General features: G+C 62.8%; 14 protein-coding genes. 3 read left to right on the top strand and 11 right to left on the bottom strand.

Going from position 1 to position 13916, the window contains the following annotated elements:
- From LB519_RS11455 to LB519_RS11425, 7 genes are all read right to left on the bottom strand, one after another.
- Positions 1–735 carry an ABC transporter ATP-binding protein gene (locus tag LB519_RS11455; protein ID WP_013533157.1) on the bottom strand — a complete coding sequence of 245 codons (735 nt, stop codon included), beginning with the start codon at positions 733–735 and terminating at the stop codon, positions 1–3.
- Positions 732–1484, bottom strand: coding sequence for an ABC transporter ATP-binding protein (locus tag LB519_RS11450; protein WP_027163992.1), 753 nt, complete (start codon positions 1482–1484; stop codon positions 732–734). The genes LB519_RS11455 and LB519_RS11450 overlap by 4 nt, the downstream gene beginning before the upstream one ends.
- Positions 1485–1733: 249 nt before the next feature.
- The gene (locus LB519_RS11445; protein ID WP_024502403.1) at positions 1734–2705 is read right to left on the bottom strand and encodes a biotin-dependent carboxyltransferase family protein; all 972 of its coding nucleotides are present in this window, start codon (positions 2703–2705) and stop codon (positions 1734–1736) included.
- On the bottom strand, positions 2695–3570 hold the full coding sequence (locus LB519_RS11440; RefSeq protein WP_013533154.1) for a 5-oxoprolinase subunit B family protein: 876 nt from the start codon (positions 3568–3570) through the stop codon (positions 2695–2697). Before LB519_RS11440 ends, LB519_RS11445 begins: the two co-directional genes overlap by 11 nt.
- A gap of 9 nt (positions 3571–3579) precedes the next feature.
- On the bottom strand, positions 3580–4944 hold the full coding sequence (locus LB519_RS11435; protein WP_224620021.1) for an acetyl-CoA carboxylase biotin carboxylase subunit: 1365 nt from the start codon (positions 4942–4944) through the stop codon (positions 3580–3582).
- Positions 4944–5177, bottom strand: coding sequence for an acetyl-CoA carboxylase (locus tag LB519_RS11430; protein ID WP_013533152.1), 234 nt, complete (start codon positions 5175–5177; stop codon positions 4944–4946). Before LB519_RS11430 ends, LB519_RS11435 begins: the two co-directional genes overlap by 1 nt.
- 66 nt (positions 5178–5243) lie before the next feature.
- Complete coding sequence (locus LB519_RS11425; RefSeq protein WP_127255327.1) at positions 5244–5966, bottom strand: LamB/YcsF family protein; 723 nt, start codon at positions 5964–5966, stop codon at positions 5244–5246.
- A gap of 135 nt (positions 5967–6101) precedes the next feature.
- On the opposite strand from LB519_RS11425, the gene LB519_RS11420 reads away from it, so the two are divergent.
- On the top strand, positions 6102–7007 hold the full coding sequence (locus LB519_RS11420) for a LysR family transcriptional regulator (RefSeq protein ID WP_013533150.1): 906 nt from the start codon (positions 6102–6104) through the stop codon (positions 7005–7007).
- A gap of 212 nt (positions 7008–7219) precedes the next feature.
- Here the strand turns inward: LB519_RS11420 and LB519_RS11415 are convergent, their stop codons facing one another.
- Positions 7220–7960: an NADPH-dependent F420 reductase gene (locus tag LB519_RS11415; protein ID WP_224620019.1), complete on the bottom strand. Its 741-nt coding sequence runs from the start codon at positions 7958–7960 to the stop codon at positions 7220–7222.
- 354 nt (positions 7961–8314) lie between these two features.
- On the opposite strand from LB519_RS11415, the gene LB519_RS11410 reads away from it, so the two are divergent.
- Entirely contained in the window at positions 8315–8914 is a 600-nt protein-coding gene (locus LB519_RS11410; protein WP_063167472.1) for a TetR/AcrR family transcriptional regulator, read from the top strand.
- 250 nt (positions 8915–9164) lie between these two features.
- Here the strand turns inward: LB519_RS11410 and LB519_RS11405 are convergent, their stop codons facing one another.
- From LB519_RS11405 to LB519_RS11395, 3 genes are all read right to left on the bottom strand, one after another.
- Complete coding sequence (locus LB519_RS11405) at positions 9165–10304, bottom strand: alpha-hydroxy acid oxidase (RefSeq protein ID WP_224620018.1); 1140 nt, start codon at positions 10302–10304, stop codon at positions 9165–9167.
- A 101-nt stretch (positions 10305–10405) separates the two neighbouring features.
- Positions 10406–11506 carry an isocitrate/isopropylmalate dehydrogenase family protein gene (locus LB519_RS11400; RefSeq protein WP_224620016.1) on the bottom strand — a complete coding sequence of 367 codons (1101 nt, stop codon included), beginning with the start codon at positions 11504–11506 and terminating at the stop codon, positions 10406–10408.
- A gap of 25 nt (positions 11507–11531) precedes the next feature.
- Positions 11532–12275, bottom strand: coding sequence for a glucose 1-dehydrogenase (locus LB519_RS11395; protein WP_013533144.1), 744 nt, complete (start codon positions 12273–12275; stop codon positions 11532–11534).
- A gap of 141 nt (positions 12276–12416) precedes the next feature.
- Between LB519_RS11395 and LB519_RS11390 the strand changes: the two genes are divergently transcribed.
- Positions 12417–13913 carry an aldehyde dehydrogenase family protein gene (locus LB519_RS11390; RefSeq protein WP_127384525.1) on the top strand — a complete coding sequence of 499 codons (1497 nt, stop codon included), beginning with the start codon at positions 12417–12419 and terminating at the stop codon, positions 13911–13913.
- Positions 13914–13916: the final 3 nt, after the last annotated feature.

Raw genomic sequence — 13916 nt, 5'->3', positions numbered from 1 at the left:
TCAATTGTCCTCGTAGCCGAAATAGGCAGCCTGGATCGCCTCGCCATTGCCGAGCGTCCGCGCGTCGCCATCGAGCACGATCTGTCCGCCACGCATCAGGATCATCCGCCCGCCCACCATCATCGCCCGGGCCGAGCTCTGCTCAACGATCAGGAGCGTGAGCTGGCGCTGCGCACGCAGCGCGATCAGCCGCTCGTAGACCTGGTCGTTGATGTTGGGGGCGAGGCCCAGTGAAGGCTCGTCGATGGCTACAAGCCGCGGATTGGTCATCAGCGCGCGGCCGATGACCAGCATTTGCTGCTGTCCGCCGGACAGCAATCCCGCCTGCCCGTGCCGCCTCTCTTTCAGCATCGGGAAGGTTGCGTAGACGGCTTCGAGTTCGTCGGCCGCTCGGCTGCGCCAACCGCGTTCGCGGGCGTGCATGCCGGTTCCGACCAGAAGGTTCTCTTCGGTCGTCAGCGAGCCGAAGACATCGCGCCCCTCCGGCACCATGGAGAATCCGAGCCGGGCGATGTTCTCCGGCGCCTGGCCGGTGATCTCATGACCAGCAAGGTCGATCCGGCCGCCCGCCACCGGCGTAACACCGGCGATCGCGCGCAGCAGCGAAGACTTCCCGGCTCCGTTCGGGCCGGTGATGAATAGGATTTCTCCCTCGTCCATGGAGAAGGAGACATTGCGGACCGCCGTGAGACGGCTGTAGCGGATGGTGATGTCGGAAAGGGCGAGCAGGCTCATTCCATCGCCTCCAGCACAGGCAGGTCGGTGTTCGCGGCCGTGCCCATATAGGCGTGGCGCACCTTCTCGCTGTCGCGGATCGCGGCAGGCGGTCCTTCCTCGATGATCGCTCCGGAATCGAGCACGACGATATGCTGGCAAAGGCCGAGCACCAGCCCGACATTGTGCTCGATGAGCAGGACACCACAGCCGAGATCGCTGGCGATGTGTCTTATCAGGGCGGAAAGCTCCCGCGCCTCCAGTGCGCTCATGCCAGCCGCGGGCTCGTCGAGCAGGATGTATGCGGGCCGTCCCATCAAGGCGCGGCCAATGGCGACGCGGCGCTCGTCCGTGTATGGCAACGTTCCGGCGATGCGGGTACCCAGCGCACCGATGCCTATCCAGTCGAGCATTGCTTCCGCTTCGGCGATGGCAGCGCGCCGGCTCATTCCCAGGCCAACGCCGGTCACTTCCAAATTGTCCAGCACAGGCAGGTCGCGGAAGAGCCGCCCACCCTGGAAGGTGCGGGCGATGCCGCGCCGCCGGACCTGATGCGGCTTGAGACCCGTGAGTGCCGCCCCGTCGAGCTTGATAGTGCCTTCCGTCGGTGCCTGGAAGCCGGTCAGCACGTTGACGAGCGTGGTCTTGCCAGCGCCATTCGGGCCGATGAGGCCACTGATGCGGCCGGGCGTAATTTGGAGGTCTACCGATGACAGGGCCTTCAGCCCCGCAAACGATACCGAGACGTTCTCCGCGCTCAGATGACTCATGACCCTTTCCTTCTTTCTACCGACGGAAAGGCGCGAAGCATCCGGCCTTGCGGCCAGTCACGTTGCGAATGTCTTCCCCTGTCGGTTCCGGCGGTCTCTAGCGGACTGCTCGGGTGCCAAATTCACGCCGTTGCCCGGCGTCGTCTTGTCGTTTCGCGCACCGGATTTTGTCTTCCGCCACGCGCGGTCGGTTTTGGCCGGCCGATCTCCTCGCCTCCGGCTCCTCCGCCGGCATTTTCCCGGCTGACGTCAGCCGGCCAGATGCCCTTCAGCACGCGCCAGCGCGGCGCGCTGTTCGGTTCGCGCGGCAAGCGCGTCTTCCAGCGTCACCGGGACGAAGCGCGCCGGGGTGTGCGGCTGGAGCTGGGCGATAAGGTCCATGTCGGCCGATATCACCACGCCCAGCATCATGTACCCGCCACCCGAAACCGCGTCCCGGTGAAGAACGATCGGCTCCGTGCCACTCGGCACTTGGACAGATCCGTAGGGATAGCAGGCATCGACGATGTTCGAGGGGTCGGAGCCCGCACCGAAAGGCTGCTCGCGCTCGACGAATTCCAGCGGCGTCCCGCCCCGGAAGCGATAGCCGATACGGTCGGCTTCGGGCGCGACCTTCCAGGTTTCCTCAAAGAACCGATTGCCGGCAGCCTCAGTGATCCGATGCCAGTATATGCCGGGAAGCATTCTGAGTTCCGCCGGGCTATTGCGCGCGCGGCGCAGATTTGCAGGCAGTGAAAGACCGGCTTTGCCGGAACCTTCGCCGAGGGGAAGCTCATCGCCCGCCTTCAGCGTGCGGCCCTGATGGCCGCCAAGCGCGCCCAGAATGTAAGTCGAGCGCGAACCGAGAACCACGGGTACGTCGATGCCGCCGGAGACGGCCAGATAAGCGCGCGCGCCGCTCTTGAGGAAGCCGAAGGAAAGCCGGTCACCGGCCTTCACCGGAAAACTTTCCCACGTCGACCGTTCCTCGCCATTGAGTTTGGGTGGGAGTTCTCCACCTGTGACGGCGACGACCGCGGATTGGGTGAATTCGAGTTCGGGACCCATGAAAGTGGCTTCGAGCACCGCGGCACCCGGATCGTTGCCGACAAGCAGGTTTGCGATGCGTGTCGCAAAGCGGTCCATGCCGCCCCCTTCTGGAATGCCGACATGATAGTGGCCGGGTCGGCCAAGGTCCTGCACGGAAGTGGAGAGGCCGGGAGAGATTACCTTAACGGCCATTGATAAGCTCCATCAGCTTTGCATTGGTGCCGTAAATGTCGCTGTTGAAATCCTTCAGGCTGAAGGTGCACTCGCGAACCGTCGGCTGCCACCGATTGGCTTCGATTTCCTCAAGCGTGGCGTCGTAGTCATCGCGGCCAATGGCCTTGAACTTGACGATGTCGCCTGGCTTGAACAGGCACATGTCATCGGCGAGGTAGCGCACCTTCCTGGTCGGGTCGTAGATCGGGGCCGGGGTTATGCCATACATCTGGTAGCCGCCAGCGCCGCGTACCGAATAGATCGCTGCAAAGCAGCCGCCATGGCCAATGGTGAGCTTGGGAGTGTCGGTGCGTGGACGCAAGTATTTCGGCGCCTGAATCTGTTTCTTGCGCTCAACCATCTGGTACAGGAAGGGCAGTCCGGCGACGAAGCCGACCATCGATACGAACCAGGGCTGGCCGGAATAGGCCTCGATAAACTCTTCCACCGTGGCGTAGCCGTTGATGCGTGCCGAATATTCAAGATCGGTGGAGGAGGGGTCCTGATGGCGCTCGCGGAAGCGCAGGCAGGTTTCACGCGTCCATGGATCCTGGAAATAAACCGGCAGTTCGATGATCCGGGTCTTCAGCACCGGGTCCGACTTCGAGGCGGCCTCTTCCATCGACTTCAGTTCGCTGAGCAAATCCTGCGGCTTGACGATGTCGGGGTTGAAGCGAATCTGGAAGCTGGCGTTGGCTGGGCAGATCTCGGTGACGCCTCGGATGCCTGCCGTACGCACCGCATTGGTCATCGAAAGGCCGGTAAAGAAGGAGGTGAGCGACATTTCTTCGGACACCTCGCCGAAGATATGTTCGTCACCGCCGAAGTTGAATCGTATCGACATCGGTCCTCCTTAACCCGCCAATGCTGCGGCGTTTTCGATGAGCCAGCCTTCCAGCCAGCGGGTATGCACGTCTCCCGCCCGCATCGCCGGATCGGCGGCCAGCGCAAGAAACAGCGGCTTGGTGGTCTTGAGCCCGCCGATCTTCAACTCGTTGAGCGCGCGGATCAGGCGCACTATCGCCGCCTCGCGCGTCTCTGCATGCACGATCAGCTTGGCAAGCAGCGAGTCATAAAAGGGCGGCACCTGATAGCCTTGATAGAGCATCGAATCGAAGCGTACGCCCGGACCGCCGGGAATGCGAAGCTCGGCCACCTGCCCGGGGAATGGAGCGAACTCCTTCGCCGGGTCTTCGGCATTGAGCCGGACTTCGATCGCATGCCCTTTGACGGAGACATCGCTTTGCCGGATCCGCAGCTTCTCGCCGCCGGCGATGCGAAGCATCTCCGCAACGAGGTCGATGCCGGTGATCGCTTCGGTGACCGGGTGCTCGACCTGGATACGGGTGTTCATCTCGATGAAGTAAAAGCGGTCTGCTTCATCGTCGTAAAGATACTCTACCGTGCCGGCACCAGAGTATTTGACCGCCTTGGCCAAGGCGACCGCTGAAGCGCAGAGCTCTTCGCGCAGCCTGTCTGAAAGTGCGCGCGACGGCGCCTCCTCCCAAACCTTCTGGCGTCGCCGCTGCAGCGAGCACTCCCGCTCGTAGCAGTGGATGGCATCGCTTCCGTCTGCCAGCACCTGCACCTCGATATGGCGGGCCTTGCCGATCACCTTTTCCATGTAGAGACCACCATCGCCAAAGGCGGCGAGGGCTTCTGCTTCGGCCTGAGGAAAGGCTTGTTCGAACTCGGCGAACGAGTTCGCGATGCGGATGCCCCGCCCGCCGCCGCCTGCCGCCGCCTTGATCATCACCGGAAAACCGGTTGCGGTCAGCACCTCGTGGCCAGCCTCGAGGCCCTCGACCCGGCCAGCCGAACCAGGCACCACAGGGACACCTGCAGCGGCAGCGGCCGATCGCGCCGAGACCTTGTCTCCCATCATCCGGATCGCATCTCCCGACGGGCCGACGAAGACCAATGCAGCGCCTGTGACTGCGTCGGAAAACGCGGCATTCTCGGCAAGGAACCCATAGCCTGGATGAACACTGTCGCAACCGGTGTCGCGGGCAGCCTTCAGAATTGCTTCGACATTGAGATAGGACTTCTTTGCAGCTGGTGGGCCGATGTTGACCGCTTCGTCCGCAAGCTGGACGTGGAGCGACTCGGCGTCTGCGGCCGAATACACCGCCACGGTGGCGATCCCCAGATCTTGCGCGGCCCGGATGATCCTGACCGCTATCTCGCCCCGGTTGGCAACCAGAAGCTTTTTCAGCATCAGTCGAGATCCGCAATAGGTGCGCCGGCCATGATGGGGTCCTCATTGTCGGCAATGAAGCGGATGTTCGTACCGGCCGTCTCGGCCCTCACTTCGTGGAACGACTTCATCACTTCGATGAGACCGATTACGTCTCCGGCGGACACCGCGTCGCCATCCGCCTTGTATGGCGGCTGGTCTGGCGAAGCGCTGCGATAAAAAGTGCCGGGAAGAGGTGAAAGAATCTGGGCCATAAAAAGCTCCGGAAAACTGCGGACAGACTAATCTGGAACCGCCCGCACGGGCGGGTTCGGTCGAGTTCAGTGCCAGGGGGCGATTGCGGTGCGCACGGCCCGGGCTATTTCGATGGCGTTCGGCGTATCGGAATGCACGCAGATGGTTTCGCAGCGTACAGGGAAGAAACTGCCGTCCTCTGCCGTGCCCTCGCCCTCCCTGATGGCGCGTACGCACCGCTCGGCCATCTCTGCGGGGTCCTTGGCGTCATGAACGCGTGTCAAGATCAGCTTGCCGGAGGCATCGTAGTCGAGATCGGCATAGAACTCAGCGACAAATGGGATACCGCGCTCTTGATAGATCTTCTCGTGCAGGGTGCCCGTCATGCCGAAGAGGGGTACGCCGAAAACCTCTGCCGCGTCGCACACGCCATGGGCGATTGCCTCCTGCTGCATGGCCATGAAGTAGAGGCTGCCATGCGGCTTGATGTGGTGGAGTTCCACACCCTCGGCCTTGAGGAAGCCGGCAAGCGCTCCCACCTGGTAAATGATGGTGTTCCTGACTTCTTCGCGGGTCATCCGCATCTCGCGCCGGCCGAAACCCTGAATGTCGGGCAAGCCTGGATGGGCGCCGATCTTTACGCCACTCGCCTTGGCGCTGCGGACGGCGGCGTGCATGTGATCCGGATCGGAAGCGTGAAAACCACAGGCGACATTGGCAACGTCGATGATGGGCATCATGCCCATATCGTCGCCAACCTTGTAGAGGCCAAAGCTTTCGCCCATGTCGCAGTTTAGCGTCACCGCCATCGCATTGTTACCCCTCGAAGCTGCCGTCTTTGCGGCGTTGCAGCATTTTTTGCGCATGCGAGGGCATTTGTGAAATAGTAGTTTATTGATTGTCATATCAAAAAAACAGATAATGGTTCTGGGCCAGGGCGCACCATGACCATCACCTTGAAACAGCTGGATTATTTTATCGCGACCGCCGAGAGCGGACAGGTCAGTCATGCCGCGGTGGAACTCAACATCTCGCAATCGGCGGTCACTGCGGCGATAAAGACGCTTGAGGCTGACCTGGGCGTACGGCTTTTGGAGCGTAACCACGCTGGCGTAAGACTGACGATGGAGGGCGCGCGGTTTCTTGAACATGCGCGTGTTATCACCGGGGCCGTCGCTGCCGCCGTCCGAAGCCCGTTGCGCGATAGGAAAGGCCTGGCGGGCAAGCTGCGGCTGGGCATGACCTACACGGTCGTCGGCTACTATATGTCGCGCCACTACGCGCGGTTTCGAAAGACCTATCCCGAGATCGAGGTCGAGGTGCTGGAACTGCCCCGAGACGCTCTCGAAAGCGGGTTGATGTGCGGGGACATCGACATGGCCGTGATGCTGGTGTCGAACCTGGAGCACACCAAGGAGTTGGCGCAGGAGGTCTTGATGCGGTCGAACCGCCGGCTCTGGCTTTCGGCTGATCATCACCTCCTCGCGCGGCAGGAGATCAGCCTGGCCGATGTGGCGGCGGAAGATTATGTCATGCTGACGGTTGACGAGGCACGCACGACGGCCGCCCGTTACTGGGATGCCGCGGGCCTTTCGCTCCGCGCCGTCCTTACCACCAGTTCGGTCGAGGCCGTGCGGTCGCTCGTGGCTGCCGGCATGGGGGTCACTGTCCTGTCCGACATGGTTTACCGCCCCTGGTCCTTGGAGGGGCAGCGCATCGAAGTGCGCGGGCTTGTCGAGCCCATCCCCACTATGGACGTTGGCCTTGCCTGGTCGCGTGACAGATCAATCGAACCGGCGGCTGCGGCCTTCCGGGCCTTTATGTCCGTAACCATGGGCGGCGGCGGCTAATCTCCTGCCGCCAGTCAGGCGCTATGGCTCAGGCTCGCTGGTTGAGCAGCGGAGCATGCCGCGCTCAGGAGCTGATGCCTCGCATCCTCAAGGGGGATTTCACCTTTGTCCCAATTACCTCGTCATCGTCGCCCCTCAGGTTGCTCCCGACAAACAGAAGGAATTCTTGGACAGTCTTATTGGTCACCTCGGACCGGAACCGGAGAAGTTTCTCATCGGCGGGCGGTGACTTCACGGTTGCGGGCTACGATCTGCTCGTGGCGGAGGGGAGGCGTCGCCTCCATGAAGCCCTTGATCAGCGCGTCGCGAATTCCGGGTGCGCGCGCCTTTTCCGCCGTGGACAGCGCATCCTGAAGATCAGGCAACGTCAGTTCCGTGCAGTAGGCGGGCGTGCCCGGTTGCTGGCGCCAGGAATTCGCGAGATCGCCGGCATCAAGTGCGTCGAAACCGGTCTCGTTCACCAGTTCGCGTGCGATCGCTTTGGCATGCACATCATCGCCTGCGACGGGGATCGCGATGCGTCCGGTCATTCCGGCCGCTGCGCCACTTTCTGCGAGCGTTTGGGCGAGGACTGCATTGAATGCCTTGACCACTGGCCGGCCGAGTTGTTCGCTGGACCACACGCTTTCCGGCTTGCCATCGTCAACCTCCGCGATATTCCCGTCGCGCAAGGGATAATAATTGGAGGTGTCGATCACGACCACGTTGGCTGGTACATGGGCAAAGAGGCCGGCGACATCGGGGATCTTCGCAAACGGGATCGATAGAACGATCGCCTCGACATCCCTGGCTGCTTCGTGCGCGGCAACCGGGAGCGCACCAACCTCCGTCGCTTTCTCGCCGATGTCCTCAGGCCCCTTCGAGCCCGCCAGCTTCACCGCGTGTCCGGCGGCTGACAGCTTTCGTGCAAGGGTGGTGCCGATATTTCCCGCGCCGATAATGCCGATCTTCATGCCGATTTCCTTCCAGATAATTGTGATTATGAGCTCAGCGCATGGTGCGCTGATCTATTCCGTATTGAGCGGACATCCAGAGGGTCGCGCAGGGCGGTGCTGCCGACGGAGCAGCCCGCCTCGAAACTCGTATAGCTCGCGGCATCTACTGACGGCGCGCGCCAGGCGCCAGGCAGGTTGCGGTGCCCGTTGCCCGGATGCATGCCGGTATCATCTGCCTGATCATCGTGTCCTCGTTTCGCTCGCTGATGCCGACCTGTTAGAATAGTCGACCGGGGGCTATATGGAGACTCTCTCCGATTCGGCTTTTAGATACGGAGAGTGTCTCCGGTATTCAAGGGTTCAAGGTCAGTAATGTCGCAATTTTCGGTCGCGTCAGCCCTGCGCAGGGACGCGCAGCATAATCGGGCGCACATTCTCGAGGTGGCGCGACAAGCGTTCGGCAACGATAGTGTTGACGTTTCGATGGATTCTATTGCGAAGCTGGCGGGCGTGGGAGCAGGGACGCTCTACCGCCATTTTCCAAACAAAGACGCCCTGCTGGCTGCGCTGTTAGTTCTTCATTATGAAGGCCTCGACCATCGTCGCGTTGAAATCGAAGCCGGGGAGAGCGATGCAGGCCGCGCACTCGAACTCTGGGTTGAAGCTCTCGGCGACTGGATGCTGGCTTATGAGGGCTTGCCTGAACCGTTACGGGCGGCTTGCCGAGTAGAATCCCCGCTGACGCCGACCTGCCATGCTGTCATCGCGACGACGGAGCGAATCCTGAAGGCTGCACAGGACGAAGGGCTTGCACGACGGACGATGACCGGGCGCGACATCTTTTTCGGGGCACTGGCGATCGCTTGGGCGAGCGGCGCAACGGCAGCGGGCGAAGACATCCGCAACGTGCTTCGCGACATTCTGAAGAACGGGTGGATGGAACCGAAAACAGCACCGGGCGGCCGACCTTAGTCTGCCTATCAGACTGCGCAGCCTCTCGAATTTAATCACGACCGCCGCTAGCGGGTGTGCATCAAACAAGTGCTCTCTGACAGGCGGCCGCTGGGCTTGGGAAGGAGCGGCGTGTGAGGGCGGCAATTGGTCGGCCGCCCGCAGCCGCTTGCACAACCGCGATAGCAAAACCTTGGCATGATGAGGAAGAATATTGGACGAGCGGGGGTTTTCTGTACCTCTTGACCAAGCGTGAGCACTCGTCTTGGCGCTATGCTATCATTTCTGATCCCGCTTCCTGAAAACGGGGGATCCCGCAGAGCCTGAGGCAAGTCACCACTTCGTCCAGGATGATATCCAGTGCCTTGGCCACGCCGGGCTCGCCAGCCACGGCGCCGAACAGGGCGGCCCGGCCGATCGCCGCGACGGTGGCGCCGCGTGCCTTGGCCTTGACGATGTCCGTGCCCGTGCGGATACCGGAATCGATGAGGATCGGGATTTGGGCGCCAAGTGCCTGACGGATAGCGGGCAGGGCATCGATGCTCGATACAGCACCGTCGAGCTGGCGGCCTCCATGGTTGGACACCCAGATGCCATCGGCACCAGCCGCCACCAGTCGCGACGCATCGCCCGGGTGCAGGACGCCCTTGACCAGCAGCCGGCCTTTCCAGCAGTCGCGGATCTGGCGGAAATCGTCCCAGTCGAAACCTGCATGGAGGCTGCCGCCAACACGCGCGGCGATCGTCAGGCCGGCGCTGTTGTCACCGAGATAGCCGCGGACGTTCTCGAACTGGGGCAGACCGCCGCGCAGCAGGCGCAGCGACCAGCCAGGATGAAGCATGCCTTCCCAGAGATGCCGGGCCGAAGGCCGCAGTGGGATAGATATGCCGTTCCTAAGATCCTTTTCGCGCTTGCCACCGGCTTGCAGATCAACGGTCACCACCAGCGTCGAATAGCCAAATTCTTCCGCTCGCCTCACCAACTGGCGATTGAAGTCGAAATCCTTGAGCACATAAAGCTGGAACCACAGCGGCCCCTGTACGGCTCGCGCCATGCCTTCGATGCTGGCCGTGGCCATGGTGGAGAGCGTGTAGGGGATGCTGCGAGCGGTTGCCGCCCTCGCGATGGCAATGTCGGCTCCGGGCCTGACCAGCGCGCAGGAGCCCATCGGGCTGATCACCAGCGGTGTTGGCAAGGTCTCGGACCAGAGCGTCGTGGAAACGTTCGGATGCGAAACATCGGTAAGCACGCGCGGCAAAATTCTGATTTTTTCGAAATCGCTTCGATTGGCTTTGAGGGTGAGTTCTTGCCCCGCCCCGCCATCGATGAATTCGAAGACGGATTTCGGCAGACGACGACGGGCAAGCGTGCGAAAGTCCTCGACCGAAATCTGGCGATCGAGAGCGCCCATCTCAGGTCTGGACCCTGTGCCGGCCGGCGATGAATATCCGGCGCATGAGCGTCTGGCCGACCTTGCCAGGTCCAACAAGATTTATCCTTGGCTTGGTCATATCAGTTGCGCCCGGCAGCGAGCCGGTCGCAGACCGAACGGGTTATCTCGCTGGTCGACGCCCTGCCTTTCAGATCGGCGCTCAGAAGCCCGTTGGCCAGGCAGTCCTCGGTCACGCGACGGATGCGCGCTGCGGCCTGGTTGAGTCTCTCGTCGCCATGCTTGTGGCCGAGCCAGTCGAGCATCGAGGCTGCCGACAGGATCGTCCCATACGGATTGGCGATACCCTGGCCGGCAATGTCGGGCGCCGAGCCGTGCGCGGCCTGAAAGAAGCCGTTGGCCGCGCCGATCTCGGCTGAAGGCGCCATGCCCATCCCGCCCACCGTCGCGGCGGCGAGGTCGGACAGGATGTCGCCGAACATGTTCTCGCTGACGATGACGTTGAAATGACCCGGTTTCACCACGAGATGCATCGCCATGGCGTCGACCAGCGCGTGCTCGGTCGCGATATCGGGATAGTCCTTCGCCACTTCGTCGAAGACGGAGCGAAAGAAGGCATAGCTGCGCAGCACGTTGGCCTTGTCGCAGCAGGTCACCCGGCGCACGCCGTCACGGGGCGCGCCGCCCGACTGGCGCGCCAGTTCGAAGGCCTTGCGTGCGATGCGCTCGATGCCGGAGCGGGTCTGCACCAGCGTGTCGACCGCCACTTCGCCGCGCAACAGCGCGCCCGATCCCCGCGCGGCGTAAAGCCCTTCGCTGTTCTCGCGCAAGATGATGTAGTCGATATCGCCGGCCTTCACTCCGCTCAACGGGCTCGGCACGCCCTCGAAGAGCCTGACGGGGCGGATGTTGGCATAGAGATCGAGTTCGAAGCGCAGCCTCAGCGTGAAATCCAGGCCTGCTTCGGTCCCATCGGAATGGATGACGCCCGGCAAGCCGCCCGCACCATGCAGGATGGCGTCCGCCTCGCGGCAGGCCTGGAAGGTCGGCTCGGGAAAGCTCTGGCCGGTCTTCAGGAAATGCTCGGCTCCGGCCGGGTATTCGCTGAAGTGCAAGGGGCTGCCGGGACCGAGCGCTGCTTTTACCACTTGAACCGCTGCGGCGCAGACTTCCGGGCCGATGCCGTCGCCATGCACCACGGCGATTTCGTAGACAGGCTTCATCGCCAACTCCCAAATGGTCTAACGCTCAGATGCACTTGCCGCCATCGACGTTGAGGTCGACGCCGGTGATCATGCTGGCCTCGTCGGAGCACAGGAATGCCGCGGCATTGCCCATGTCCGCCGGCGTAGACAGCCTGCCGATCGGAATGGTGGCGACGACGCGGGCGCGGTTCTCCTCGCCGGAGCCGATGAAAGTGGACAGAAGTGGCGTGTCGCCGGCAACCGGGTTGATGGCGTTGACGCGGATGCCGAAGGGGGCGAGTTCCACGGCCATGGCCCGGGTGGCGGCAATCGCCCAGCCTTTGGAAGCATTGTACCACGTCAAATTCGGGCGCGGCGAGACGCCGCCGGTGGAGGCGACGTTGAGGATGGCGCCTGATTTGATGGATTTGAAATGCGCAACGACCGCACGGGCGCCATTGTAGATGGATCGCATGTTGACGTTGGCGATCCGGTCGAACATCTCTTCGTCCATTGTCTCGAGCGCCAAGGGCGGCTGGGCCACGCCGGCATTGTTGACCAGTATGTCGAGACCGCCAAAGGCCGAGCGGGCCAGGTCTGCCGCCGCTTCGAAGCTTCCGAGTGTCGAGACGTCGCCAGTGATTGGCCGCACATTTTCGCCGGCTTCGGCAGCAACGCGGGCCGCGGCGGCCTCATCACGGTCCATCAACACGACCAGCGCACCTTCGGTGACGAATTTCCTGACGATGCCTTCGCCAAATCCCGAACCGCCGCCCGTGACGATAGCGACCTTGCCAGCAAGTCTCATATCTGTTCCTCCGTTGCCGGCACCATCGGGGAAGTCGCGTGCATTGCACAGTCCGATTATCTGAACGCCCTTTTAGCTTTCCTTGTTTGAGGTCGACCGGCGTGGGAGTCATAGTCGCCACGGAATTGTGAGGAGGAAGAGATGACGCTGAATTTCGACCCGCGGGCGAAGGCCACGGCGCTCTACCATGGCGAATTCCGGCCGATGTTCGTCGGCGGCAAGTGGGTTCCGGCACAATCCGGCCAGGAGATGCAGGCGCTCAACCCGGCGACTGGCGAAGTGCTGGCCACGGTGCCGCGTGGCTCGGCGGCCGACATCGATGCGGCGGTGGCCGCTGCGCGCACGGCCTTCGAAGGGCCGTGGTCAAAATTCTCGCCCTACGAGCGGCAGTGCGTGCTTCTGCGCATCGCCGATCTCTTCGAGACCCATTGGGAAGAACTCAGCGTTTCCGACACTCTCGACATGGGACTGCCGATCACGCGCACGCTAGCCAACCGGCGGCGCGTCATCGGCATGCTGCGCTTCTATGCGGGCATGGCGACCGCGCTGCATGGCGAATCCATAGACAATTCGATCCCCGGCGAGATCGTCTCGTTCACAAGGCGCGAGCCGGTAGGCGTTGTCGGCGCGATCATCCCCTGGAACGCTCCGACTGCGGCGTCGATCTGGAAGATCGCGCCGGCGCTCGCCACCGGCTGCACCATCGTGCTGAAGCCCTCGGAGGATGCTTCGTTGACGCCGCTGCTGATCGCCAGGCTGATGCAGGAGGCCGGCGTTCCCGACGGCGTCGTCAACGTCGTCACCGGCACCGGGACAGAGGCCGGGGCGCGGCTCGCTGAACATCCCGACGTCAACAAGATCGTCTTCACCGGCTCGACGCTGACCGGCCAGGCCATCGCGCGGGCGGGCGTGACCAACCTTAAGCGCGTTTCCCTGGAGCTCGGCGGCAAATCGCCGATCATCGTCTGCCGCGATGCCGACATCGACAAGGCGGTTCCTGTCGCCGCGATGGCTGTGTTCGTGCATTCGGGCCAGATCTGCATCGCCGGTTCGCGGCTTTTCGTGGCCCGCGAAATCCATGACGAATTCGTGCGCCGGGTCGCCGAGTTTGCCGGCAGGCTTCGCATCGGCCATGGCATCGAGGCGGAAACCGAAATCGGCCCGCTCATCAATGCCAGGCAGGCCGGCAAGGTGGTGGGCTATATCAAGGCCGGCCGCGACGAAGGCGCGGAACTGATGGCGGGCGGCTCGCGACTGACCGGCGGCCCCTACGACGGCGGCAATTTCATCGCGCCGACTGTCTTCGGTGCGGTGTCGGACAAGATGACCATCGCGCGTGAAGAGATCTTTGGTCCGGTGATTTCGGCGATGCCGTTCGACACGCTCGACGAAGCCGTGGCGCGGGCCAATGCGACGCCCTATGGCCTGGCGGCCGGCATTTTCACCAGTCATCTTGGCACCGCCCACAAGCTCGCCCGCCGCATCAAGGCCGGCTCGGTATGGGTCAACATGTACCACGCCATCGACCCGGCGGTGCCGTTCGGCGGGATGAAGATGTCCGGCTACGGCCGCGAGGGCGGCATCGAACATCTGCATGAATATCTGGAGACCAAGTCGATCTGGATCCAGACCGACTGAGGG

It is taken from the genome of Mesorhizobium sp. AD1-1 (assembly GCF_020164655.1).
GTDB lineage: Bacteria > Pseudomonadota > Alphaproteobacteria > Rhizobiales > Rhizobiaceae > Mesorhizobium > Mesorhizobium ciceri.
This window is presented reverse-complemented; position numbering and strand designations above follow the sequence as displayed.